Here is a 26437-nt window from a genome sequence, read left to right on the forward strand (position 1 = left end):
GACGAGATATTCTGATTGCATGCCACAAATCGCAGTCCGGCTGGACGAAGCCGAGGTAGCCGCGCTCGACACGATGGTGTCGTCAGGGCGCTATCACTCACGCGCCGAGGCCGTCCGCGCGGCCCTCCATACGCAACGCCGTGTGGAGGAAGACCGCATGATCGCCGAGGCGTACGCGCGCGGGTACTGTCAGCAGCCACGAACGTCCGACGAGCGAGCCCTCTCCTTCACCGCCGCGAACCTGGTACCGATCATCCTCGGCGAGGACGGCGGCTACGATCTCGCCGACCTGGGCCTGACAACCGACCTGGGCCTGGCAGAGACGCTCTGATCCCTCGGCCGCCCCTGGGACATAATCACCCGGAATCTCCGTACGCGCTACACCATTATGCTCAATGCGATGATCCGGAACGGACCAGGTGAAGCCACCCCTGCGCCGCGGCGCCCTCTGGGTCGCCCGACTGCCGCCACCCACCGGTGTGCGACCGGTCGTCATCATCACTCGTGACGCCGCACTGCCGTACCTGACGAACGTCACCGTCGTCCCCGTGACCCGCACGATCCGCGGCATCCCGAGCGAGGTCCCGGTCGGCCCCGACGAGGGCCTCAAGGTCGACAGCGTCGCCAGCTGCGACAACATCACGACGATCCCGTCCGACCTACTTGTCACCGAGATCGGGATGCTCGGGCCGGCCCTGCTGCGGCGGCTCTCGGCGGCGGTCAGGCTCGCGGTCGACGTCTGAGCTTGGAATTCAGAGTGCCCGGCAATAGGGGACGCGGCGTCGCGGGGCTGGGGCACGCACCTCGCCTCATCGCTCCCCATCCATCGCTGCGCGATGCACGGGTACCCCGGCTCCGTCGGTCGACACCCAACACCTCCGGTGCTTCCCTCGCACCTCGTGATCTACGTACCCCAACCCCGCTCCTTGATCCACGCCCCTGTTGCCAGGCGCTCTCAACGATGTGAATCTGATGTTGCTGGAGAAGCATCACATTCACATCGTTGAGAGTCGGCCGGGTCGTTGACCGGAACAGATCTACTCCACGCCCGGCAATAGGGTGCGCGGCGTTGGCTCGCCGGACGGATCGCAGCCTGCCGCGGCGTGGAACCCAGCCCAGGCAGGGCGGGCAGGCCCGTGATGCTGGGTGGCCGACCGCTAAGCCCGATCCAGCGACACACTGGTCAGCTGGAGTCCGGCGGCTGGAGTCCGGCATCTCCGGACGGACCGCGCAGATCGGCTCCGGGACCTGGCAGATCGGCTTCGCCAATCCGGCAGGAACCCCGGATCCAACAGGAACCCTGATTTCCGGTGGTGCGACTTTGGCGCCAACCCCACGGGGTCGCCGAGCGTCAGAGCTAGAGAGAGGTTCCCGGCTCTGGACGGAGGGTCGGGAGCCTCTCCCCGCGGCCCTCGGGCCCTCGGACGCCCGAGAAGATCCATAATCGCATGGGCCAGCTCCCCCCATCCGGGATGTCCGGCATTGCGCGCCGAAAGTTTCCCAACGCGGTTTGTGGCCAGAAAAGCCCCGCACGCATCGGGATGCGTGCCTCGACCACCGTCCCCATCCGATCATCAACCCCGATCGGTCATCAACGGATGAGATCACCCAGAGGAGCTGCCGGCTTGGATCACCAGGTTGGATCACCGAATGCGGTCCGCCTTCGGGACGGTCCCGAATGATCGGGCTAAGAGCGCCCGACAATAGAGGCGTGGATCAAGGAGCAGGGCTGGAGTACGTAGATCGCGAGGCGGAGGAGGGAGTCACCGGAGGTGTTGGGTGCCGACCGACGACAACGAAGGGAGGTGCGTGCCCCAGCCCTGCGACGCCGCGTCCCCAATTGCCGGGCGCTCTAAATGGTCATCCGAGGATGATTCCCGGCGTGCCGGCCCGGCCCGTGAGCGCAGCTGCGATGGCAACCGGAACCGCGACCACTGCCGTCGCAGCCACCGCACGCCGTCGCAGCCACCGCCCGAGCCGCATCGGGCCAGCGAGCCAGCGAGCCAGCGAGCCAGCGAGGTTGAACAACCACAACCATCGACCTTTTGAATCTCAACACCCGGTCGACCGTTGGGTTTCTTGCGCAGTTTGGGATATAACAACACCACCGTGGCAATCTTGCGCTACTTGTTCCGCCCGCGGGCCTGACGTACGCTGCACCTGCGGCGGTCGTCGGCGTGGTTTTGTTGTTTATCATGAAATACCTCGGGCACCTACCGGTGATCACAACAAGGCCAACGACTATGGCCGCGGTGCCGACGACTATTTCCTGACTGGCCATTTTGAGGAGGCCGGGCGTGAGAGAACCCAGCAGTCTGCTCGGGCGGTCACGAACGAGTCGAGAGCTCGGGGCCCGCCGTTCCCGCCGTGGCACGGCAGCCACCGCCGTCGGCAGCGGTTTCGTTCACAACGGAACCACACTGACCGCCGACACCCCGCCGTGGACGCTGGCGCGCCTGTGGGCGCCCGACGGGCTCGGTGCCGCGCTGGAAGAGGTGACCAGCCGGGTCCAGCGGCCCGCCGTCCTGACCTTCACCAGCGCGACGCTCGGCGCGGTCGTCCACTCCTGGCTCGTCGCGGCTCCCGCCCGGCCCGTCGCGGTACTCAACGGCAGGCACGTCAACGACGCCCTGGTCGCCGGATTCGCCGACCGCGTCGACGCCCTGCGGCGGATGGACGACGTTCTGGGCGGGGAGGATGTGCACGGGCTCGCGGTGTCCGAGCTGCGGGTGATCGTCCGGCTGCTGCGCACCGGTGCATACAGCCAGGACCAGCGCGCGCGGCTCTACGCCGTCGCCGCGGAACTCGCCCGGCTGGCGGGCTGGGCCGCGTTCGACAGCGGCCGTCACCAGATCGCCCAACAGTTCTGGCTGGTGGCGCTGCGCACCGCCCACGAGGCCGGTGACCGGGCCATCGGCGCCAACATCCTGCGTTGCATGGCGGAGCAGGCGGTGCGCTACGGCGACCCGGCCGACGCGGTCACCATGCTGCGCGCGGCCCGCGCGGGCGCCGGGGACGCCCTCACGGCGACCGAGAAGGCGGTGCTCGCCGGCTCGCTGGCCATCGCCCATGCTCAGGTCGGCGACAGCCGAGCCGTGCGGGCCGAGATCGCCGAGGCGTTCACCCAGATCGATCAGGCCGAACCCGGCGAGGATCCGGACTACGTGTACTGGTGTTCTCGACCGACCATCGAGTACTACGCCGGCAAGGCCCTGTTGTGCATTGGCGACGCCGCCGCCGCCATCGGGCACCTGAGGCGGTCCGTCGACGAGCTCGACGCCTGCGAGTACCCACGGGAGCTGATTCATCACCGGGTCTGGCTCGGTGTGGCCCAGGTCGACGCCGGCGAGGTGGAGCGCGCAGTCGACCTCGGCTACCAGGCAATCGACCTTGCCGGTTGCGTCGCGTCGGAGAATGCGAGGGTCGATGTCCTGACCCTCTGCGGCGCGATCGAGATCGCCGGGCATCCCGGTGCCGCCGCCCTCGCCGAACACGCCCGCACCGCCCTGCGCTCCGGCGACCGGGCACCGGTCGGGGTCTGACCGGTGCCCGGTCGGGGTCTGACCGGGCACCGAGGCCACCCACGGACCACCGGCGACCTCCGCCCCCGCGGGTCCACCTCGGCAGCAATGGCGCGGCAGCCTGACACATATCCGACGCATCTCAGATACTGCCTGTCAGCGCTGGTCAAGCCCTGTTGGTCACTTGTGTCGATGTCGCGACACATCCGTCGGCCGATCTGCATTGATGCCATTGAGTGGGTACGGGGGACGTCAGCGCGGACGTCCGCTAGCGTGATCGGAATACCCACACGTGGGGGACGGAGGCCATGGACAGTTCGGTGGTACCCATCACATTGATCGTGGTGCTGCTGATCGGCGCGATTCTCTTCGTCGTCGTCTCCAGCCGCGCCTCGGGATTCGGCCCAGGGCCGACGCATCCGCCACGTCCATCGACACCCACCGGGAACACACGGTCGGGACAACGCCGGCGGCGACGGTCGGGGATCATCGGGACGATCCTCGCGCCGCTGCGGCGTGCCCCCGCGCGCCCGGCCGGTGGTGCCACCCGCGCCTCGGGATCAGCCGCACCGAGGGGACAGGATGGTTCCGTGAGCTCCGCCGGCTCCAGCAGGTCTGCCCGCCCCGGCAACCCCGGCAACCCCGGCAATCCCGGCAATCCCGGCAACGTGGACCCACCGGCCTTTTCCAGGACCGCGGCGATCCCCACCGCGCCCATACCGCCGCCGGCCGGCGAACCGCCGACGACCGCTTTCGCGACGGTACCCGGCGGCAAGCAGCCCGACGTCTGGTCGACACCGTCCACGCACGGCGCCGGGCATCGGGATCTCGGAGCGGCGACAACGTCGGTGAACGCGGCAACGTCGACCAACGCGGCAAACTCGGTCAACCCGGCGGTGCCCGCCGCCGGACAGACCCGGGAAAGAAACGCGACGGGGTGGACGCCCCCACCGGTCAGCCCGCCCCCATCCGCGACATCAGGCCGTGACCGGCCTCGCGAGGGCGATTTCGGTGGCAGCGACCCGTACGCTGGCACGGTGGCACACGGCGCGCCCGCCAGCCGGGATGGCTTCGGGTTCGACGAGGCGGCGGCTACCCGCAGGAGCGGCACCTACCCGGACAACCGCGGCACCGGCGGTGTCGGCGGTCACGGGGGTGGTGGTGACCCGTGGGACGATCCCGCCGCAACGATGGCGTCGGATCAGACGATTCCCCCGGTACCCGCGATGGTTGCGCCGGTCCCGACCGTGCCGCTGGTCGCGGACGAACCGGACGTCTCCACCTCGCCGGCGCTGCGGTTGGCCGCCGCCGGGCGGACCCGCCGGGGCAAGCGTGGCGGTCCCAATGAGGATGCCTTCGTCGTCCTCGACGGCCTGCTCGCGGTGGCCGACGGAGTCGGTGGCGAAGCGGCCGGCCAGATCGCGTCCACCCTGGCGGTGACGACCGTGGCGAGCTTCCGCCCGCAGTACGCCGCCGACCCCCGCGACGGCCTGCGGGGTGCCCTCGACCGGGCCAACCGGACCGTCCGGGAGAAGCCGTTGCAGGAGCCGTCCTGGCACGGGATGGCCTGCACGCTGGACGTGGTCGTCCTCGGCCGGCAGCATGACACGGGCGAAACCCTCTTCGTGGCGCACGTCGGGGACAGCACCGTCTGGCTACAGCCCGGGCGCGGCCGGCCCCGCCAGCTCACCACCCCGCACGCCATCAAGAACGGGCCGCTGTTGAACGCGATCGGGCTCAACGAAGAGGTCGAGCTGGACCTGCTGGAGGAGCCGGTGCGGGCCGGGGATCGGGTGGTCCTCGCCAGCGACGGCATCACCAAGGTCATGAAACCCGAGCAACTGGACGGCCTGTTGATGGAGCTCGGCACCATGAGCCCCGAACAGGCCGCGGACGCGCTCGTGGACGCCGCCATGATGGCCGGTGCCCGCGACGACACCACCATCGTCGTCGGCGACCTGGTCACCGACGCCACCCCCCGTTAAGCCCTCCACCCGCACCCGCACAGCCACCCGGGCCTACCCGGCTACCCGCCGACCCCTACGGCTGTTGTCCCGTGAACACGTGTCCACAACGTGACGTGCTCACGGGACAATGTGGGGGAACGAGCGACGGTTTCTCAGCCGGCCTTGTCCAGAAGCGTCTTTGCGGCTCCGGTCGCGGCCTGCAGAACCGGGGTCGCGTCCGTCCCGGACCTGTCTTCGATGTACACGGCGACCGCAACCGTCGGATTCTGGGCGGGCGCGAAGCCGACCGCCCATCCGGTAAAGCCGGAGTCGCCGGCAGACCAACTGGTCATCAGCGCGATACCGGGGTTGCCTGCCGCCATCGCGTCTCGTATCTCCTGTACTACATCAACGGCCAACGTTACGTCGCCGATCCGGATCGCACAGTTGTCCGTAAAAGCTTCGAGGAAATGAGGGCATGGCGCTGGCATACCACTGCTCCCAGCGGCCAACGCGGACACCGCCACCGCCATCTGAAAGGGCGTGACCCGGATCGGAGCATCAGCAGCAACCGCCTGGTTACCCTCGCAGCTCTCTCCCGGTAGTACCGATGACGCCGCGATGTGCACGCCGCTCACCGGATGGTCGATTCCGTCGAACCCCAGATCACAGGCGATTGCCTGTGCCCGTGGCAGAAAACCCGCACCGAGCTGAGCCTGTAACGCCTTGAAACTTCCCGTGCAGGAATTTTTGACTATCGTCGAAAAATCCTTGCAGCCCAACGCTTCGGTCGCGTCCGCACGAAGTCCGACGAGTCCGTTCTTGTCCATGGCGGCGGCGCTGAGGAGTGCAACGATCTCGCCAGGGTTCGCCGACACGCCGGTGGCGAGATTCGCATTGTCAGCGGCCTGACCGCGGGTGGCGACCGCCCGCACCCCACCGCCTCCCGGATCGATCACAACAACCGCTCCGTCGCGCCCGGCTTCCTCCAGAACTTTGACCGCCCGGTCCTGCCATTTTTTGGAGATGGTCAACTCGATCTCGTCTCGTGACGGATCGGCGCTCGCCACGTGCACCGCCGCGTCAGCGAAGACGGCCGGAACATCCGACGCTTGCCACGCCCCATCATTGAAGACAACCTTCTTGAAGCTGCTGCCATCGAACCCTCTTACCGGAATACCGGCTCCTCCGCCACTCCGGCCCACCGTCAAAAATATAATAAACACGATGACAACAAGTATAATAACAGCAATAACGATGACATGGAGCGGATTCGAAAAATCCACCCTCCGGCGTCGACCAGAAGGCGTCACATCGGTCGCGGAAACCCCGGCGCCTTGTTTTCGATTGTTGTGGGCGTCCTCTCCATGGTTGCTGTTCCATGTCCGCCTCGCGGCCGATCCGGGTTCCCTGTCAGAAACGTTTTGCGGCTGACTGGGCGGCGGCCGATCAGGGGATCCCATCCCGGGCGTGGTTGGCCCCGCCCCGGCACCGGCGCTTCCAGGATCATCCGAGCGGGGTGGCATTACCGCAGGCAGATATTCCGTTGGGCGGTCCGTAACCGCAGCACGCCCGCGCTCGAACGCCTGGTCCGCTTTTCCGCGCAGCTCCTCGAGTTCCTGCGAGATCTCCGGATCGATCGGCTCGCCAGCCAGGCTGCGAATCCCCGCGATCAGGCGGTCGATGACAACCCGGTCATGCAGACCCACGACCGTGACATCAGAAATTACCCTTTGAACAATTTCCCGACCGTATTGGACCCGCCTGCCACACTCGGTTCGAAGCGCATCCTCAAACGCACGATTCTCAAGCGCACGACTCTGCTGATCGAAAACATTTCTGATACGATGTCGCCCGACCTGGCCAAGGAGAATGTCGCACGCTTCCAGATCCCCCGCGACATCGCCGGATATCTGCGGTGGGCTGTCGCGGACACAGTGAAAAGATATCCAGCGCAAGGTCTCGACATGCTGCTCGGTCAGCCCACCACCGACCCGGATCAGCTCGACAAGAAAGCCGATTACATCGGAAGAGCTTGGTTCTTTCTGGCTAATCTGCCCCAATGTCTCCAGAATTCGGCGCTCACACAGCCAACGCACCTCTTCGCGCGCTTGCGCGGCCGCGGCGCGTTTCGAGTCCCCATCCCGGCGCGTCAGATAATCGTGACGGTCGTCAATCACTGCGCTCAGCTCTGGCGCCTCAGCGGGCGGCCGCGAGTAGCTTGAATCAGTGGCAACCGCAGCGGCATTCACCGCTCCGAGCAGCTCGCGGATGACATCGGACCGTCCGTTGAATATCGTGACAAACGTTCTGTCAACCACCTGCAGAACACGTTTCGACAGTCGTGCATCGACGCCGTCGGGACGGCGAGGAAGATCGAATCGCGAGAGAACGAAATCCTGATCAGGAGCGGATTTTAACTGGCTGACCGCCCGCAGTCCGACTACATTCCTCTCCGTCAACCAGACCATATCGCGGATCATGTCAACAAGAATGTTGACGACCGCGATCACGGTATCCGCCTGCCGGGCCCGGTGGATGCCCTTTCTGTACACGCCGATTACATGCTCCCTGATAGGCGGGGGAGGCGGGATCTGCCCCGAGCCTGCGGGTATTCCGGCCGGGGACGGGACCGGAGGCGGGGTTGCGTCCACGCCAGCCGGCATTTCGGTCGGGGCCGGCGGCAGGGCGGGGAGCGTGGCGGGACGCGGGACGGAAGGCCCTTCGGGCAAGCCAAGCCATTCCAGTAGTCCGGAATTTCCGATCAGCCACTCGCACCACCCGAAGGGATCATCCGAGTTGAACGGTTTCCCCACTATATCATCGAATACATGGCGATCAGCTCGGCGGGAAACCTCCACAAGACGGCGAGCTGCGTCGGTGTACACCGGATGCGGATGCGGAGGCCGGCCGTCGAGGATGGTCAGAGCCCCACCCTGCCAGGTGAACTTCTGAGTCGCGAACACCACCCGTGGCGCCGTATCTGCGGGTATGTTGTCTTTCTGCGAAGCCGAAAAGGAAAAACGCCTGACGAGGGTGTCGCAGCGATCGTTGTCCAGTGCCGCCAGCACATTCTTCAGCAGCTGGACCGCCTTACCCGGCCCGACTCCCGGTACAAGTAGGTGATGGGCACGTTGAGCACTGTCAGACTTTTCCAGGAAATCGACGACGATCCGCTCCAGAAGGCTTTCGTAGTCGTCGTCGCCAGCCGCCGGAACAACATAGGGGGTGGTTTTAGACGGCACCTGCACCCGCTGCTGGGCACCTGCGGTCACGTACCAATGCTGATTAGGCTTGGTCGCCGGGTCGAAAGGCGTGCCCGCGGCCCAGCTCCAGTCGGCCAGCGCCAGGGCTACAGCGGCCGTGAGCTCGTCCGGCGAACCGATCAGCAGGAAACTGACGGTACCCTTTCGTGCCACGCTACTGCCGGCGGTACGGTAACAAAGTATTGCCCGGTCTCTGCCGTTCAGATCCTGAGCGATCAGATAGCAGACGCTCGGCCCCCACCTGATGTCGGTACCCCTCGGTTCCCACCAGTGGCGGTAGGATTTGTGCCACCACTCGCGTTCGGGCGGTGGCAGGTTGGATTCCGCCGGAGTAAAACCGGAAAGACCGCCACCACGCCTCGGCGGGTCGTACCGGTAGACCAGATAGTCGACAGCAATGGAGTCTGGCATGTCCGGATCGGATACATTCGATCCGGACATCACCGGGCTCCGCCCTGTCCCGGCCGCTCAAAATCGCCACCGACGGCACGGGCCTCGTCACCCAGCATCCCACTCATGGCCAGGATCGCCGCCAGCGGATCGAGCACCCGCTTGGGTCGGACCCCCCGGGAGTATCTCCTGACGCCGACAGCGGGTGCGTTCGGGTCACCCTTCCGGGGCGACTGCAGCTCGACGGCCTCCGAACCGGTCGCCGAGACGAAATGCAGGGTCGCCCTGGAGAATACCGAATAAGGTCGCAGCCACGCCTGTGCGTGGTTCTGGTGGAGGAAGGAGAAGGCGTCGGCGCTCTCCTCCCAGATCGTGGCCAGGTCGGGCTGCCGGGCCGACCGGTATGAGCTCAGGCCGTCCCTGCGCAGCCAGGACGAGACCGGCTGTTCGAACCGCCAGCGATCACATTTGGTGATTGCGATGGCGACCGGCTTTTCCCGCGCGCCCTCCTGGTCACGGAAGCGATGCAGAACAGTGGCGAACGCCCGGTCGCGCCGCAGCGGCCGGTTCCCTTCGGTTGAGCCGTCGGCCGGATCCTTGATCGCGACATACGGATCGACTACAAAAATCAGCGCATCCATTGCCAGGATGAACTGCGTGTAGGGGCTTTTCTCCGCAAGAATCTCCCCCGAGATGTCGAAGAACGTCACCGCACGGGTCACGCCCAGGTCGGGGTTGGAGAGCAGAAACGCGTCCTTGAACTCGGCGCCACTCGCCGACTCGCCGCTCACGTCGCTCTGAATCGCCTCCCCGTCGTTGAACAACGGGTCGACGAAATCGCTGAGATAGTTCTCGTGGACGCCCGCGTCCACCGGGTCTACCCCCAGACCCAGCGCCTCCAGCCGGCCGTACTCGATCTCACCGACCATCGAGGCGAGCAGGTGGGACTTGCCGCTCTCCGCAAAACCGACAAAGCCGATGACCAGCGGGCGGCCGTACTTCGCGTAGGCCGCCGGGAGATAATGATCGATCTTGGAACCGTCGTTGGCTGTGAGCTCACCGTCATTGTCCGGGCAGCGTTTCCACGCGTCGAGCTCGCGATCCCGGCGCTTGATGGCCGACGTGGTCGCCGGGATCTCCAGTGGACGGTACCGCTCCGCGGCCACTGGGGTGTCGACCCGCTCATACAGCTGGCGCACGTCATCCCAGACGAACTCGTTCAGGCAGATCGGGCAGCGAACCGTACGTCTGGGGGAGCGGAACCCGCCGTCATCGGTGGTCATGAGTGGTCACCAGAATAAGGGTCGAAGGTCTGGGCGGTCCGGCTCTTACTCCTGGACAGTTCGGCGAACCGCCGGCGTCCTTCCAGAAAACGGGGATCGGCCGTGACCGGTTCAGGGTAGGCGTCGACGGGCACGAAGTCCCGCTCAGCGCGGAGATCCCGCATGAACAGCTCGATCAGCGGTCGGCCCGCAGGGGTGGGTTCGAAGATGCCCTGCAGGGTCCGGTCCAGGCCGCCACCGACGGCACGTAGATCAGGCGGTCCGGTCATCCCGGACGGGAGCGGTCCCCCGACCACCTGGACGATCACCAATCCGGTACTCCAGAGGTCCGCGGCCGGATCCGCGGGGACGCCGCCGTGGCGCGCCTCGGGCGCGGCCCAGCGAGGTGACGGAGCGGCGCCGGCCGGCTCACCGGTCAGCCGGGCGTGCTGGAAGTCAGTGATCTGCACCCGCGGGTCGTTCCAGCGGACCGTCCCCGGAGTGAGGTTGCGGTGCACGACCTTGACGGCCTCCAGAATGCTCAGTGCCCGGAACAGACTGACCTGAAAGCCTTCGTACTTCGTCGCCGACATCTTCCTGCTGAACCGGCCGGCGGGCGCGCCGCGCTCGTCGAGCAGGATGAACGGCTCCTCGGCGTCCGCGTCATAGCCGACCAGCCTCGACAGCTCCGGCGGGTAACGGGTCTCGCCGATCGTTCGCAGCAGATGCAGGCCGATCTGAATCTCGTTGTCGATGAGATCGCAGTTGTCCGCGGTCACCTGATCGCTCGGCAGCACCTTCTGGACGAAGTCCTGATTGGAGTCCGGGTTGGTCACCCTGCGCCGGCGGTACGGCGCGGATCGGGAAGGCGGGCGGGCGGCTCCCGGCCGGTCCTGGCCGGCATCCTCCCATTCCCCGACCCGGATTCGAAGCTGTTCGCGCTCACCGTAGGTCGTGATGTAGCTGAGTTCAGTCAGCGCGTCGGCGCGGCCCTGCGGCGACTCCTTGTACGAGCCACCGGCGGCGCCGGACCCACCCGGTGACGAACCGTTGGTGCCGCGGCCGTCAGCCCCGGCCGACTCGGCCCGGCCGGGCCGGCGTCCGCCGGGCGAGCCGGACGGGGCATCCGAGCCGGGCGATGCCTCCGGTGGGCCGTCCGAAGCCTCCGGTGCCCTCCAATCGGGATGCGTCACAGCCGACCCTCCACTGGCGTCTCGACCACACCGGAACGCAACCGGACCAGGCGCAGCACGCCGGCGACCTGGCCACCGGCTGTCCAGACCAGATCGGCACCGGGATGTGGAATCTCAGGACCACCGACCGGCCCCGGGCGGGTGAGGCCGCGGCCGAACACCGCCTTGGCCGCCCGCGGCGCGAAACGGATCAGATCCGCGCGGTCCGGAGAGACGTCGAGATAGCTCAGCTCCTCCGGCCCGCACAGTTGCTGGATGCCCGCGTCCAGCTTGGTGGCCCGCAGCACCTCGGCGACCCGGTGCGATTCGGTCCACACCGCATCGACGAGCACCGCGCGCCGCTCGCCCGAGCGGGCGAACGGCGGAGCCTCATGCACACCCCGACGGGACAAATGTTCGGCGTAGACCTCCAGCAGCTGCCCGAAGTCGGTGGACACATAGTTCGCCAGCGCGTCCGGCGCGCCTCTTTCAAGATCCTTCCAGCAGCGCCGGAGCACGGTCTGGATCAGATCAATCAGATCCTCCTGGACGACTCTGGCAATCTCACCTCGCTGGTCACGCAGCAGGGTGGCGACCTCGACGTCGATGCCGGGCACCCCTCCCGGCTGGTCCCCGATGGGATGGTCGCGCAGTAGCATGGCGTGATCGGTCAGCTTTGTCTGCATGTCGAGCAGCGCGCCGGTCAGTGCGTTGGTGATGTCGTGGGCCTCCCGCCGACTGTCGGCGAGCACCCATTCGTACAGCGCCACCCGGCAGACCAACGTGCGGAGCTCCTCGACCACCACAGCGGCAGTGCCAAGCTGAGGCTGCCAACGTTTCACCGCGGATACCCATGCCCACAGTGGCCACAACAGCAGCCCGAGCAATCCGAATGCCGCAAGCGCCGTCCGGACCGACGCGGACAGACTCAACGTGGCAGACCACTGCAGATACCAACCCCCACCGGCTGCGGCCAGGGCGACCAGCACCAACGGGACGAGGTCCAGCGCACCGGCTTCGTCCGGGCTGACCTGGCGGGCGTTCATCAACAGCCAGGCACCCAGGACGGCCACGACAACGATCGTCAACGCCGGAACGACGCTGACGACGGCTCCGGCGACGCCATCGAGCGGCGACCACAGCGCCGCCAGGAAGCAGAACAAAGCCACCGCAAGGAGCACCCGCGGTGCGGCCAGGCTCAACCGCAGCAGGCCCGGATTGTCAAGGTTGTCGAGGACGCTGTCCGGACAAATCTGGTTCAGCTCGTCGATATGTTCCCGGCTTCCCCGCGGGTACAGCCGGTGTGCGATCCCGGACAGCCACTGGGACGCCTCAACGATCGAATGACCCGTCTCCAGAGCGTTGTCGGTGAGAACCCGCAGGCTGTTGACCACGGCCCCGGGCAGGAGGTCGGTGGATCCCCGGGTCACCACACCCAGTTCATCCAGCCGGTTACGCCGCGCCTGGTCGAGCCCACGGCTGCCGTCAATCTCGAAGAACTCGATCCGCAGGTTATGCCGCAGTTCGGCGAGCCCTGCCGCCGCCTGTCGCATCGCGGACCCGACAACCATCCCCGGCTGATGGCCGCTGAACAGCACCCGCCAGCCACGCATGCCCTTCACCGCGGCGTCAGCATCCGCGATCCGGCCGGCGCACTCCCGCAACAACGAACTGATCAGGCCGTCGGGCCGCAGCACGGCGTCTGCGCGCCGGTCGACCATCCCGAGCAGCAACGGCAACGGTCCGGTGAGGAGCGCCGGGGGTGGCTCACTCTCCTCGCCGGGCTCCGGGTGCGGGGCGAGCAGCCGGTCGAGCGCCCGTAACTGGGCGTCGGAGAGCACGCCGTCCTCAACCCGGCCGACCACCGCACGCAGACCGGGCGCGGCGGTCGCATCCGCCATGGAACCGACCCTTTCGGCGACCGCGTCGAACACCTCGTGCTGGCACAGCGCGTCCCGCAACGCTGCGAACGCCGGCGCGTCGTCGGCATCATCCAGAAGTGCGGGCAGGGACTGCGGCTGAGTCTGCCCCATTCCCCAGCCGACCCCCCGGGCGTCGCTCACCCACAGCGTGGCCACCGGAGCTCGGAGGACGAAGGGCTTGACCAGCGCAAGCCGGGCCGGATCGGAACGCGAACCGGCCCGCGGTCCAGAACCACCGGCCTGGGAAGCACCGGCAGGCGCAGTGGCAGCACCAGCGCTTCCCCGCCCCGGACGGCTCCCATAGCGGCCCCGGTCCGTGCCGGTAGGGGCGGAAGGGGCGGAAGCCGTGTCGGCCGTGGGTGCCTTGCCGCTCGAACCATCCGACCATGCCCGGCCGGCGGCCGGCTCGCCCCGGCCCGGACGGGCTGCCTGGCGCTCGTACCGCCCAGCGTGCGCAGCGGTGTCGCGACGGCCGGAGCTGGCCCCGCCACCGCCGAACCCACGACCGCCGAACTCGTCGTCGAAGTCGCCGTAGCCGGGATCGGGATCGGGATCGGGATCATCGCCATGATCGGCATAGCCACGACCGTCCTGGGCGGCAGGATCGCCGCCGCCGGCCGAGCCGCCGCGCTCGGCGTTGGGCGGGCCGACGACCAGGCAGACGACCTGATTCACCGATCGGGCGGTGATGATCCGTTCAAGACCCGGTGCATGTTCGACGAGCAGACGAGAATCGTCGATCAGCAGCACCCGTCCGGGATCGCTCTCCGCAATGCCCAGATCCCGCACGAATGCCCGCTGAATGTCGGAGAACCGTTCGACCGTCATGATCTCCGTATAACGGGTACGGAGATCAATTTCGACGACCGTCGGCGCGGCTCTGCTCAGGGTCGACTCGGTCACGACCAGCTCTCATCGTCCGCTGGGTAATCGTCAATCGGATAGTTATCAGCCTGATAATCGTCTGTCCGATAACCATCCGACCGGTGGTCGACGACGCGATGCTCACCGGCCCCGCGGTCCTCCCCTGGGCTTCCGGCTCCACCGCGTGCGGACGCGTCGCCGCCATCCTTGTGGAGATCGATCGCCCGCCGGCCGTCATGGTTGTTGTCGGGCTGATAATCGTTCCGGCTCCGGCCATTTCCGGATTCCCGGTCGGGTGCCGGGTCAGGATGACCACGCCCGCGGCGACCACCGACGCCCGCGCCGGCGCCATCGGGAGGGGTGTCCCAGCCCCCCTTCACCTGATCGGCGTCGTCCTGCCAGCGCTGGTCGTCCCGAGAATCCTCCGCCGGGCCGGGCACAGTGCGGCCGTACTCCGGCCGGGCGGACCCTGCGCGTGCGGGCACCGGGCCGGCGCCACGTGGCCGGCGTACAACCAGCTCGTACAGCTCGGCGAGGTTGGTTCGGGCCCGCAGCGAGACATTTTCGAACTGCATTTCCATGGCCGCGTCGAAGGTCCTCGTCCAGAAATCGTAGAGCTGACCCGCCCAGACCCGACTGCCCGATGGCAGGGTTCGGCGCATGTCGTCGAGCAGAGCGGCCTGCTCCCCGGCGAGAGTGATCATCCGCAGGAACAGTTCGCTCGGCTCCTTCGTCCGACCGGACAGGCCCTCGGGCAGGGTCCGCATCAGCTGCTCGCAGAAGTCACGCCTGATCTGCTCATCGTCCGCGAGTGTCCAGTCCTCGTACGCGCGCAGCAGGCTTCCCCACGACGACGCCGGCTCGAACGGCGCCAGCGACAGGGTCATCGACACCATGTGCTCGTCGTCGTCGGCGAGCTGAACGCGCACCTGCGCCGGCGAGTCGCGCTCACCACCCCGGGTACGGACGTTGCCGTTCCACATCGCGCACAGCAGATGATGCAGGATGCGGACCCGGTGCTCCTCGGTGGTGGCCAGCCAGCCGTAGTCGTAACCGACCCGCTGGCGCCATTTCAGGAAATCGTGCGGCTGCTCGTCGACCAGGGCGTCGGACCAGTGGTGCAGGATCTCCCGCAGCTCGGGGACCTCGGTGATGCTCATGGACGTCCGGAACAGCACCACCGCGATCGACTCGGCGTGGATCGGCCGGAACTCGACCACCATGTCGGGTTCCCGGGGAAGACGGATCTGTTCCCGCAGGAACCGTTCGATCGTCGGGTCGGCGCCGCCCGCCGGGTAGGAGATGAGCACTTTGAGCGCACCCGATCCCTGTGGGGTGAAGTTCGCCGGCACCAGACCGTGGATCTTCGCCTGGAACTGACGAACTTCATCACTGACAGCAATCAGAGCCTCGCGTCGTGCCGCACCGGCGAGCAGACTTGCCATCGTCGGCAGCAGCGCGTCCGCACCGGCGTCGCTCTCCTGCGTGAACAGCCGCTTGACCTCCTGCTTGAGACGCTCCCGGACGATCGCCACCGCCGCGGTCGGGCTGCGGTCGATCGCCGCGGCCCAGGCCGGACGCCAGCCTTCGCCACCGAGCAGTGCCGTGACCACGTCCGCCTCGGTCGCGGTGTTGCGGCCGTGGTCACGGCGGACGAACCGCTCGAGCACCGTCCGGTAGAAGGTCTCCATGTCGACCGGGGGCAGCAGATAGGTCACCCCGACCCGGTTGCGGTACAGCTCGGCACTTCGCTTGGCGAACATCCCGGGCTCGTTATGCGCATGATCGTCGAATGCGGCGGTGACCGCGCCGAACTGCTGGCGGACCCGTTCGAACGCGCGACCCCAGCGGGTCGCCTGACCGGCCCACGCCGCGCTCCACGCCGACTGTGCCCGCCAGGTGAACCAGGCGTCCTGGGCCGCCAGCGTCGCCTGCACATAGGGGTCGCCCCAGCGCACTTTGCTCAGGCCCAGCCGGCGGTCGTGGATGTCGGCCGGCTGCGGCGGGTTGAAGGAGATACCGGTTGGGGCGAACGGTTCCCGCCGGTAGTCGTCCAGCCGTCGGGCCACCCCGCCCCGCTGCTCGTCGTAGTCAAGCCGGTTGTCGCCGAGCAGGACCCGACGGGTCCGGAACAGGTCGAACCGGCCGAGCAGGATGTCAACTGCCCTTGTCGGGTCGAATGCGGCGACCATGTCGGGCACGTCGGCCCGCAGCCGATCCTCGAGCGCGGCGACGCTGTCCTCCATCGTGCGGGCCCGGCTGTGGAGCGCCCCGGTGATCTCCAGCGCCCCGTGCGCGGCCGAAACCTCGGTGAACGGCAGCGGTCGGCTGGACAGCAGCGGCTCGAGGTTGGCCGCCGCCATGAACTCCCCGATCGCCGGCTCGTTGTCCTCGCCGCTGCCGGGCGCGATCTCGCCGAGCATGTCGACCGCGCGTGCCAGCAGCCGGGAGGCGACGATGTCGGCCAGATCGTCCACGGGTACGTCCATCGACGCCACCAGACTGGTCGACACGCCCCGCAAGCCGATGCCGGACGGCGCGGGGACCTCCCGCTCCACGCCCCGGTTGATGAAGTCGTCCGCGAACGACTGGTAGAGCCGGTCACCCGCGCCGGCACCGGCGGCGTCGACCTTGCCCGTCCCGACCAGCGACAGCATCAGCGACACGATCGAGCGGTGCAGGTCGTCGCGGCGGACACCGTAGCTGCCGCTGAACAGGAAGGCGGTCTGGATGGTAGCGGGCGCCAGCGCGGTCGCCTTCTCCTGGCCCGGGTAGAGGACCCCGAGCGTTCCGGTGGTTCCGGTGGCGGTGAGTTCCGTGCCGGCGGTGGAACCGTTCTGGTCGTCCACCAGGCGGAACAGGTCCAGCAGGGCGCGGCCGGCGTTGAGCCGGGCGCGGCGCCCACCGCCCATCCCCTCCTCGAACGCCGACGGCATGAGCACGAGCGGATAGATCTGCGCCCGGTAGTCCGTCCGCTGGAACGCCTCACCGATCAGATACAGATAGTCGTAGAAGATGCCGGCGCCAGTGCCACCGGCAACCGAGAACGCGACGAAGACGTCACAGGTCTGCCCGAACCGCCCGCCGAGCCGGGACAACTCGTCACCGGAGTTACCGATCATCCCGATCGCCCGCGCGATCGGCTGCTGAGCCGGTTCCAACCCGTTGCGGAACGTCTCGAACAGGGCGGCCCGCCCAACCGTGGGCAACTGCCCGGCCCCGCGGACCAGCGGCGCCACCCGTGGCTCCCCGGCGGGCGGCGGCACCCATCCCCGGATGAACTTTCGGGCGTTGGTACGCAGGCTCAGCGCAACCTGTGGATAGGTGTCGAACCGGGGTACGAGTTCATGGGTGATGTGCTGGGTGTGCGCGACCGCGGCTTCGTGCTCCTCGCCCGGAACCACCCGGCCGCGCAACTTGGTGAGCTCGCTCTCGTTCAGGTCGGCATACACGAACTGGACGCAGGCCGGCAGCTGGTAGGGCAGATAACCCTGGCCGGGGACCCGGCCGATCAGGTCCCGGCCGTCCGGTCCGCACAGCTCGGTGCGGAGCCGGCGTTCCAACTCCGCGCCGATGAGGCATCCGGTGCCCCCCAGACCGACGAACATCATCGGCTGGTAAATGTTCATGCGGACTCGCTCGCTTCCCTGTCAGATCGCCTACGACCGCGGGGCCGGGCGTCGGCCGTGACCGCGCCGGCCGGTTCGGCCCTCATGACCGCTCGAAATCGTCGTCGTGGTAATCCCGGTCGCGCGGCCAGCGACCGCCGTCACGACCGGGCTGGGTTATCTCGTCATGCAGGTCCGGGCTGCCCCGATCATCCGGAACACCGGGGTCATAACCGCCATACCGGCTATGCCCGCCAGACCCGCCGCGGTCGTCCGCCCGAGCCTGGCCGACGGCGCGGTCGGACTCCCCGCGACCGGGTCGCGGGTCGGTGTCCCGCTGCCCGGTGTCCCGCTGCCCGGTCCCCGTGGTGCCAGCCGAGGACGATCCGCGGCCAGGCCTACTCCCCCCGCTCCGCCACGAGCCGGACTCCGAGCCGGACTGCGAGCCGCTGGGTACGGACTGGCCGTAACCCCCGTCACCCCGACCGCCCGCTTCCTGGCGGAACGAGCCCGGCTGCCGCCCGAAACCGGTACCCGCGCCGGCCCGCTCCCGCCAGCCGCCCGCCGTCTGTCCGCGCCCGGCGCCGTCGGATGCCGGACCGGCACCAGCGTGACCACGGCCCGCGCCACCCTCACCGGTCCGGAAACGGTTGCGTTCATTCCAGGTGCCGCGCCCGGCGGTGCCCGCGGTCCCGGCTGCGCCCGCCGCGCCCGGCGTCCCTGCCGCTCCCGCCGTGCGGGCATCGAGGAAACCGAGCGCCAGTCCGTCACCGACTGGTGTGGGCGTGCCGCGCAACAGCGTGGTCGTCGCACCACCGGGCGTCCTGACGATGAGCTCGCCGCTGTCCCCGCGGCGCGCCTCATAGGCACTTTCCCGACCGTCGGCCAGATCGAGACGCGGCGATCTGCTCCGGGGATCCCGAATCGCGAAGGAGAACCGGGTGGACGGTGTCGGTGGCGCGCGGAGTTTGTAAAGCTCCGTGCCGCTCCGGTGCAGGACCATCGTGAGATCACGGACATCACGACGGATGAGGAAAGCCCGGCGCCGACCACGCAACCAGGCCACCGCGGCCAGCACCGCTACCAGCACAAGAAGCCACAACCACCACAGGCGCTGGAGCAGCGGCGACGGGTAGGCAACGTTGACTGTGAAAAAGCCCGTCGCGACGACGGTCGCGGGGTCGACCACGTCATACACGTCGAGTTCGCCGCTGGCCGGCCCGAGCTTGGTGCCGGCGCGGAACTGGATCGTCAGTGCCTCTTGGGAGCGCCCGGAACCATCGGTCTGGATCCTCGCCGGGCTGAGCTCGGCAAGAGTGCCCGGGTCCAGATCGATCAGACGCAGCCCGAGGGTACGGGGCCTGCCGTCCGCCGTGTTGATGACGACCGTCCCGCCCAGGGTGTCGCCCGGCGCGACCCGCCCGCCGTCAACGCTGATGTCGGCGGTGACCGGCGGCGGCCCCTTGGTGATCCGGGTGGTGAACGGTCGCTCGTCGCCGACGACACCGATCCCGTCGATGCGCCCGACGAACGTGAGATCACCGGTGGCGGTGGTGGGAACGGTGACCTGACCGGCGAACTCGCCGTCGTTCGCCCGCCGGTCGGGGCTCTTGCCATCGTCGGCGACCGGGACGCTCTGGAGCGGCATTGCGTCACCGGAGACCTCTGCGCGGACCGTGAGCTTGCGCAGTTCGGCCGGGTCGGTGACCGCGTCGGCGCGGGTCTGTAACCGCACCCGCACGTCGACGGTCTGGCCGGGTTGCGGGGCGGGCGGGGTGACCGCGATCGAGGAGCGGATGCGGCCCTGCCAGATCGCCGAGGCCGCGACCGTCGACGTGGGCACGCCGGCGGGTGCGGTCAGCCGCACCTTCCAGGTACCCGGGCGTGGGTCGCGGATGTGCAGCGACTCGGCCGCCGCGTTCTCAGTTGTCGCCTGGAGCACCGAACCGTCGAAGTTCTGGCTCTGGCGTGGTACCTCCACCCCGCGCGGGTCGAAATAGGTGACCCTGACCTTGTCACTGCCCTTCAACACCACGATGGACCCGTCGGTGCTGATGGGCGGGATGTCGACGGCCAGGTCAACGGACGCTCCGCCGGTGAGGGTGCCCTGGTCGAAAGCGGAGACGCCGGCGCATCGGGCCGACGCGAACGCCTGCAGCAATGCCTTGCCCACATCGCTGGATGACGTGTAGATGTTCGTCCGCGGCCTGGCGTCGACCGAACGGTTACAGGTCCCCTGAAAGCCGCCGGTGGCGTAGCCGTCGAGCGAGGCCATGTCGACGTTGCCGAAGCCGATCGGCCAGATCTGCACCTTGCCGTCACGGGCTTCATTGATCTTCTCGACCAGCTGCCGCTGTCCTTCAGCGTTACGCGTGGTGACGTCCGGACCGTACTGGGGACTCCCTGAGACGTCGAGCCGTCCATCGGTCAACAAGAAGATCATTTTAGGACGGTTGAGGGCATCGGGCGCGGCCAGGATGTCGAGGGCCTGGGCAAGCGCGGCTACGTGATCGGTGTTGTTACCTTCCTCGGCGGTTCGCCGGTGCAGCGTGCCGATACACCGGAGCAACTCCTGCTGATCACCCAACTGGTTGACGGTCGTCAGGGGGCATACCGGGTTGACCGCGCTCTGGCCCACTCTGCCCTCGGAGCTACCGAAGCCCAGGACCGCTACCTGGGACTGCGGGGAGACGTCCGCGACGGCGATGACCGAGGCGGCGTTGCGTTCGTTGACGACGTCCTGGTCGGAGAGACTTCCGGACTCGTCGACAAGCACAACGACCCGCACTGGCTGGGTGGCCAGGTCATTGCCTGCGGCATTCGAGGCGGCGGTGCTCGGCGACGCGCTGGGCACCGCCTGGCCGCTGGCCGGGCCGGCTGTCCCGGCCAGGACGATGCCAACGGCAACCGCGCCGCCCATCAGGCGCGCCACCAGAGCATACGGCGGCCAGACCTGGCGACCCCGTACGCCTGATTGCTTTACAGCCAATGGACGCTCCCCCCCGCGTGGTGGTCCATAGTGAATACCGATCGTACCGGAACGCACCCCAGTTTCCCGACCCGAGTGAATCTCGCACCTCCGCTTGGCCGGTTGTTTACCTGAAGCGACACTCGCACTGTTGGCACCCATTAACCCCGCAGACTCCAGACAGGGGCAGTCGCGACGTAACCCACCGACAACGATCTACCGATTGCGGAGTAGGTTCTCGTCGGGTATTGCTCGACTGGGCCGCACCGGGGCGGGGCAGCCTGGGCGGGAAGCACAATGAACACACGATCGAGTTACCCTAGGTACACCTATGAACACTCAAAGTTAATTCCGTCAAATGCCGAGATTCGAAGAGCTCCGGCGTAGACGGTGGCTATTGTCCGGTACGGTTTCCACCGCGGCGAGAGTTTGGTCTGGTGGAGTCCGGTGCCGACGGGGGTTAGGGATGGCCAGCCGAATGTCCACAGCACGGTTCGGGCGCGCATTGGCGGGGATCTGCGTCACCGTCGCGATCGTCTTCTGGGCCGTACCTGTCAATGCGCAAACGCGCTCTCCCGACCCGGCCGCACCGGTGTCGAAAACATCGCCACAACCGGTCCGGGTCCAGATCCTGGTCGACGAATCCGCGAACGTCACCGCAGTGCAGGTCGACATGCAGAAGCAGATCGCCGAAAAGATCGCTGCTGCTCCGCTGGCAGGCGACTACCAGGTGGAGGTGACCGGCTATGGCAGCGCGCCGCGCGAAGGCCGGTCCGCCTTCGACCGCACCTGTCCCTCCCGCAGGGCCGGGCCGGACGCGGTCCGCGCCGGGCCCGTACTCGCAGCCTGCATCACGGGTCTGCACAAGCGGGAACCCGCCGAGGGGAACGACTCCGACATCGCCGGAGCGGTGCGTTTCTTCGGTGACGCTCTGGCGGCCAATGCACCCGACACGGCACGGCTGGTGCTGGTACTGCTCGCCGGCGGGCCGCCAAACGCGCGGAACCAGCTCGCGCCCACCGATCTGGCCGAGCTGAAGAACAAACAGATCGAGGTGTGGCCACTCGGCTTCGGCTCCGCGGACCCGGCCGGCCTGGACGCGATCGCCCACGGCGGTTTCCAAGGGTCGGGAACCTGCGAGCGGGATACGCCGTCCGCACACACGGCGGGCCCGGGGGAGGACCTCATCCCGGCGGCGACGGCGGTTGCAACCGCTCTCACACCCCGGCCCCTGTGTCGGAGCGAAACGAAGGTACGAATTCCGCTGCCCGCAACCGACGCAACGATCCGCGTACGATACGAAGATCGACTCACGTTCAACTTCTGCGAACCTCATCCCGCGGGCGGCCCGCAGGACTGTTCCGACACGAGCTTCGTGCGGCCCGGCGAAAAGGCCTCGGACGGCCCCACCTTCGAGCGCACCGCCAGCGCGGACGGGTACGACCGCCTGCACGTCACCCATCCGATGCCCGGCGAGTGGACCATCGTCGCGACCGCGCCACCGGGTGGGCCACCTATCATGATCGACCCCCAGGTGGAGTGGGAAGGGACGCCGCGTACTGCGATGCTGGTACGCCCGACCCCGCGACAACCCGGGCCGAACGGTGGCCCGCCCATGGTGAACGTAGAAGCACGCCTGTACACCCGGGCTGGTGCGCTGCAGATCCCGGGCGCACTTGAGAGCGTGACCGCGCAGATCGCTCTCGACCACGGCTCCGGTGGCCAGCCAGCGGTCGGCATGCGGACCGAGCCTCGCTTCGCGGCCGACTCCGGCGGCAGCGACATCGTCGACTTCACCACGAGCGTCTCGATTCCTCAAGCTGCATCGGCATCGCTCGCGTTCGAAGCAACGGTGCGCTGGCCCGGCGTCACGGGACCTGAAGAAGCCAAGATCGAGTACCCGACCTCGGTACAGGAGAAGGTGGACACCAAGAAGGAACCAGGGCCTGTCGTCACCCTCCCCACGCTCGATGGTCCGCTCCCGCGCGGAGGCTCGGTGTCCGGCTACCTGACCGTCGCCGGCCCATGGGGACGAGTCAAGGAGATCACTCTGACAACTCCGGACTCCTGGAAAGATCTCGGCGTCGCTTTGGATACCGTCACATTGCGCCGCGGAGAGATCCCTGATGGTAAGCCGATACCGCTGACCATCCGCGCGACGGCCCACGCGAAACTCGGCCCCGTCGGCGATATCATTCGGGCCACAACTTTCGACCCGTATTCCAGCTCCTCTCCTCGCTCGGTCGGTGACCAGTTCGTGGCGCTGACCGTCGTCCCCTTCCCCGCCGACAGTCCCGTGAACCAATGGCAGGTAGGGTTCCTCGGCATCCTCAGCATCCTCGGCCTCGTCATCATCATCGCCGGCGTCCTCGAATTCCAGCGCCGCATCACCCGACACGCGGCGGTCGGCGGTCTCAAGATCAGCCTCTACCGTGACAACATCGCCTGTGATGTCCTGGAGCCGAGCTCTCCCGGAAAACCCACGATTTCTTTCGGAATCGACAATGTGGACGGCACCAGCCGGGGGGATCCGTCTTTCTCCACCGACGACGCCAACGTGAGCAGCGCCGACCAGAGCTTCAGGATACGACGCAACGGGCAGAATGGGATGATTCAATTGGATCGCAATTTGAAGGGATGGTCTACGCACCCGGTCGGCGAGAAGCTGGCCCATCTGCTGAACGAGCGGGTTTACTTCATAATCGCGGACACCACGCAAAACTCGCCCACGACCGGCGCGACGTCCACCGTGGAGCCCTGATGCCCGGGAAGACGGACGGGAAGATCGTCACTTTCTACTCCTTCAAGGGTGGCGTCGGCCGCTCCATGTGCGTCGCCCAGGTCGCCTGGATACTCGCGTCGAACGGCAAGAAGGTTCTCGTGGTGGACTGGGATCTGGAGAGCCCCGGTCTCTACCACTACTTCAAACCCGTGCTCCTGCAGAATGGCTACAGCACGGACGAGATAAGCAACCGCTTAGGCCTGCTGGAGGCCATGACCGACCTCGCCCCTTACATTTCGCGTGTGGCCGAGGCTGGCAGCCTGGCGAGCAAGGTCCTGAAAAGTAGGCGAACGGACCTCCAGGAAGCTGAGGGCAGGGCGCGGGACAGCCTTGCACGCTCCTGCTTTGCCATGTCGACGGACGGCCTGTTCGACTCAGACGGCGCTGTGTTGTTCATCCTACCGGCCGGCATGGAGAGTAAAACAGACAAGGACGGCAACGCCTACCACGCCCGACTCGCCAAGCTGGAATGGAGCAGCTTCTACGCAAGAGGCGGCAACAGCTTCCTCAAAGGCGTTTTTGAACAGCTCCGCACGGAGTACGAGTACATACTCATCGACAGCCGGACCGGTTACAGCGGAACCGCCGAGGCGTGCCTGCATGACTTCCCGAACACGGTCGTCTTCTGCTTTGCGATGAACAATCAGAACATCGACGGTACCCTACGAAGAGCCAACGAGATCGCCGACTTGAAGGGAACAATCGAAATCTTGCTCCTGCCCACTCGAGTCGACGGTTCCGACGGACTCAGGCTTGACGCCGCACAAACATTTTATCGTGAGACCTTCCAGGCCCTGGTTCAATCCTCCACGCTGATTCCAGCGGCGAAGCAGGAAAGCTACCTGGAGGATGTGGAGATTCCCTATGTGCCAGGCCTCGCTTTCAACGAGAAACTTCCGCGACTCCCCGAGGTAAACTCCGACGAATCCGACCCGGCGCGGCTGGTGACCGCGTCGTGTGAACGGCTCGCCGGCTACCTGGCGGGCGATACGGACATCAAGTTGAGGATCAGGAACAAGACACGGTGGACGCAGCTGTCCGGTCGGGAGCCGTGGGACCCGAAGACCTTTTCTGACATAGTTCTTAGTTCCGCATTTGGAGACCATAATTGGGCCGACTGGGTGCAGTGGCACCTCGAGGAACGAGGCTTCCGGGTAAGGCGTCATCACGCGTCCAGGCCGGACACCGACGATCTCGACACAATCTGGCAGGACCACCTAGATAAAAAGGTATGCCTCGTAGCGCTCATGTCAGATGAATACCAGCGGTCCGCTTCCGCGGATGCCGCCTGGCAGTGGTTCTACCGGCAGCGAAACGTAGAGAATCGTACGGTCGCGCTCCTTCCGGTGGCGGTCCGTCACCATGATCAAATAGGGCTCTTCGCCCGCCGACGTGTGGCGACGAGCCTGATGGCCCGCGACGAGAATGGCGCCCGGCGCGAACTGGATACCACCCTCGGTGAGCCGGCTGGCGGCCGCGCCGTCAACATCGCCCACCGCAGTTCTCTCGCGATATTTCCCGGCGAAATGACCACCCGCCCTCGACGTATCGGGCAGTCCGTCCCCGACCTGCTGGTGGACGATCTGGAGCATTCCTATGCTGAAGGCCGTTATTTCCTTGGCACGAGAGAAGAGATCGACACTGCGGTTCAAAGACTCGGACAGTCCGCGGATACGGCGCAGAAAATCGGCCACACCTACGCCGAAGCGCGGGCCTGCCTCAGCCTGGCGGTCGCGAATCTCAGCCAGAACGACTGGGCCGGCGCAGCCGCGAGTTTTCGACGGGCGAACGATTGCATCGCCCTTCTCGAAGTCGACGATACCCTGGCAGAATCGATCGCTGAATCGATCGGCAGAGCAATGGAAAAAATGGGTGACAGTCCACTGCGGGGCAACATCAGTGGATCACTCGACGACAGGCGTCGCACCTGGGGCGAACTTGAGATCCTTCGTTCCACCGCTACGTACTACGCCAAGAAGGAAACCCGCCAGCATGCCACGGCTGCTCTGGGCCTCCTCGGAGTCGAGCCGAAAGAGAAGGCCCGCGGTAATCTTGCGCTGGGACTTTGCTTTGCCCGTGAAGGTAATTATGGCCGCGCCCGAGAAAATCTCTCGTTTGCACGCGATAATTCACACGAAAGTGATCCGACGACTCACTTCGCGGCATTGATGGCACTTGCTGACACCGTCCAGGACGGTGAATCCAGCGAAAAGTACTACCAAGATGCCGCGGGGGCTGCGGTCGGCGACAGTCAGCGAATCATCGCGTATGTCAAACTTGGCGATTTTGCGAAGCATCGAGATGACAATGATTACCGCGCCTATTATGAGCAGGCGATTGGCGTCGGCGGAGGCAAAATTCTGATCTCCACCTACCTGTTGCGGGCGCTCCAAGAGACCTGGCCTAGGGCACCGAAACCCGATGTGCCCCAACCACGGTCCGCCAAGCCGACTGAAGAGGACGCCAAACACGAAAACACCTATATCGACCACGCGTTGAAAATAATCTCGATTTCCCGGGAACTGGAAGTCGAAGAAGCCAGCCGACAACAGAACATGCTAGTGTCACGGCTCAGCAATAGAGTTGATCGGATCGAAATCATTAAAACGCGACTGGGAACGCTCAAGACGCCCAACGGCCGGGCGGTGAAGGAATTCTTCGAGGAGGCTTTCGGGCAAGCCCGGCAATAGGGGCGCCCGTGCGGTTGGGAGAATTCACTCTCACCTGTTTCTGAAT

At 66.8% G+C, this 26437-nt stretch carries 13 protein-coding genes; 6 read left to right on the plus strand and 7 right to left on the minus strand.

Going from position 1 to position 26437, the window contains the following annotated elements; genetic code table 11:
* Nucleotides 1–19 precede the first annotated feature (19 nt).
* Both U9979_RS24220 and U9979_RS24225 read left to right on the plus strand, forming a co-directional pair.
* Nucleotides 20–331 (plus strand): ribbon-helix-helix domain-containing protein, encoded by a 312-nt coding sequence (locus tag U9979_RS24220; RefSeq protein WP_322781099.1) that lies wholly within the window; start codon nucleotides 20–22, stop codon nucleotides 329–331.
* Nucleotides 332–419: 88 nt separating this feature from the next.
* On the plus strand, nucleotides 420–743 hold the full coding sequence (locus U9979_RS24225) for a type II toxin-antitoxin system PemK/MazF family toxin (protein WP_322750142.1): 324 nt from the start codon (nucleotides 420–422) through the stop codon (nucleotides 741–743).
* Between the two features lie 1117 nt (nucleotides 744–1860).
* On the opposite strand, the gene U9979_RS24230 is transcribed toward U9979_RS24225, so the two are convergent.
* The gene (locus U9979_RS24230) at nucleotides 1861–2028 is read right to left on the minus strand and encodes a hypothetical protein (RefSeq protein WP_322781100.1); all 168 of its coding nucleotides are present in this window, start codon (nucleotides 2026–2028) and stop codon (nucleotides 1861–1863) included.
* 269 nt (nucleotides 2029–2297) lie between these two features.
* Between U9979_RS24230 and U9979_RS24235 the strand changes: the two genes are divergently transcribed.
* Entirely contained in the window at nucleotides 2298–3542 is a 1245-nt protein-coding gene (locus U9979_RS24235) for an XRE family transcriptional regulator (RefSeq protein ID WP_322781101.1), read from the plus strand.
* A gap of 287 nt (nucleotides 3543–3829) precedes the next feature.
* On the plus strand, nucleotides 3830–5506 hold the full coding sequence (locus U9979_RS24240) for a PP2C family protein-serine/threonine phosphatase (RefSeq protein WP_322781102.1): 1677 nt from the start codon (nucleotides 3830–3832) through the stop codon (nucleotides 5504–5506).
* A gap of 134 nt (nucleotides 5507–5640) precedes the next feature.
* Here U9979_RS24240 and U9979_RS24245 read toward each other — a convergent pair whose 3' ends face one another.
* The 6 genes from U9979_RS24245 to U9979_RS24270 form a co-directional block, all read right to left on the minus strand.
* Nucleotides 5641–9174 (minus strand): hypothetical protein, encoded by a 3534-nt coding sequence (locus tag U9979_RS24245; protein ID WP_322781103.1) that lies wholly within the window; start codon nucleotides 9172–9174, stop codon nucleotides 5641–5643.
* On the minus strand, nucleotides 9174–10406 hold the full coding sequence (locus U9979_RS24250; RefSeq protein WP_322781104.1) for a hypothetical protein: 1233 nt from the start codon (nucleotides 10404–10406) through the stop codon (nucleotides 9174–9176). The genes U9979_RS24245 and U9979_RS24250 overlap by 1 nt, the downstream gene beginning before the upstream one ends.
* Nucleotides 10403–11578, minus strand: a complete 1176-nt coding sequence (locus U9979_RS24255; protein WP_322781105.1) for a hypothetical protein — start codon at nucleotides 11576–11578, stop codon at nucleotides 10403–10405. The genes U9979_RS24250 and U9979_RS24255 overlap by 4 nt, the downstream gene beginning before the upstream one ends.
* Nucleotides 11575–14382 carry a hypothetical protein gene (locus U9979_RS24260; RefSeq protein ID WP_322781106.1) on the minus strand — a complete coding sequence of 936 codons (2808 nt, stop codon included), beginning with the start codon at nucleotides 14380–14382 and terminating at the stop codon, nucleotides 11575–11577. The genes U9979_RS24255 and U9979_RS24260 overlap by 4 nt, the downstream gene beginning before the upstream one ends.
* Complete coding sequence (locus U9979_RS24265; RefSeq protein ID WP_322781107.1) at nucleotides 14379–17972, minus strand: tubulin-like doman-containing protein; 3594 nt, start codon at nucleotides 17970–17972, stop codon at nucleotides 14379–14381. Before U9979_RS24265 ends, U9979_RS24260 begins: the two co-directional genes overlap by 4 nt.
* Before the next feature lie 82 nt (nucleotides 17973–18054).
* Nucleotides 18055–20883: a VWA domain-containing protein gene (locus U9979_RS24270; protein ID WP_322781108.1), complete on the minus strand. Its 2829-nt coding sequence runs from the start codon at nucleotides 20881–20883 to the stop codon at nucleotides 18055–18057.
* 514 nt (nucleotides 20884–21397) lie between these two features.
* Between U9979_RS24270 and U9979_RS24275 the strand changes: the two genes are divergently transcribed.
* Nucleotides 21398–23680, plus strand: a complete 2283-nt coding sequence (locus tag U9979_RS24275) for a vWA domain-containing protein (RefSeq protein ID WP_322781109.1) — start codon at nucleotides 21398–21400, stop codon at nucleotides 23678–23680.
* Nucleotides 23680–26391, plus strand: coding sequence for a KGGVGR-motif variant AAA ATPase (locus U9979_RS24280; protein WP_322781110.1), 2712 nt, complete (start codon nucleotides 23680–23682; stop codon nucleotides 26389–26391). The genes U9979_RS24275 and U9979_RS24280 overlap by 1 nt, the downstream gene beginning before the upstream one ends.
* Nucleotides 26392–26437 lie beyond the last annotated feature (46 nt).

The sequence above is a fragment of the Protofrankia sp. Cas4 genome (assembly GCF_963555915.1).
In the GTDB taxonomy this organism is placed as follows: domain Bacteria; phylum Actinomycetota; class Actinomycetes; order Frankiales; family Frankiaceae; genus Protofrankia.

Bases quoted from the DNA above. Each gene is read 5' to 3' on its own strand.
- U9979_RS24250 (WP_322781104.1), bottom strand. From the start codon at position 10,406: ATGACCACCGATGACGGCGGGTTCCGCTCCCCCAGACGTACGGTTCGC.
- U9979_RS24220 (WP_322781099.1), top strand. From the start codon at position 20: ATGCCACAAATCGCAGTCCGGCTGGACGAAGCCGAGGTAGCCGCGCTC.
- U9979_RS24265 (WP_322781107.1), bottom strand. From the start codon at position 17,972: ATGAACATTTACCAGCCGATGATGTTCGTCGGTCTGGGGGGCACCGGA.
- U9979_RS24240 (WP_322781102.1), top strand. From the start codon at position 3,830: ATGGACAGTTCGGTGGTACCCATCACATTGATCGTGGTGCTGCTGATC.
- U9979_RS24280 (WP_322781110.1), top strand. From the start codon at position 23,680: ATGCCCGGGAAGACGGACGGGAAGATCGTCACTTTCTACTCCTTCAAG.
- U9979_RS24275 (WP_322781109.1), top strand. From the start codon at position 21,398: ATGTCCACAGCACGGTTCGGGCGCGCATTGGCGGGGATCTGCGTCACC.
- U9979_RS24245 (WP_322781103.1), bottom strand. From the start codon at position 9,174: ATGTCCGGATCGAATGTATCCGATCCGGACATGCCAGACTCCATTGCT.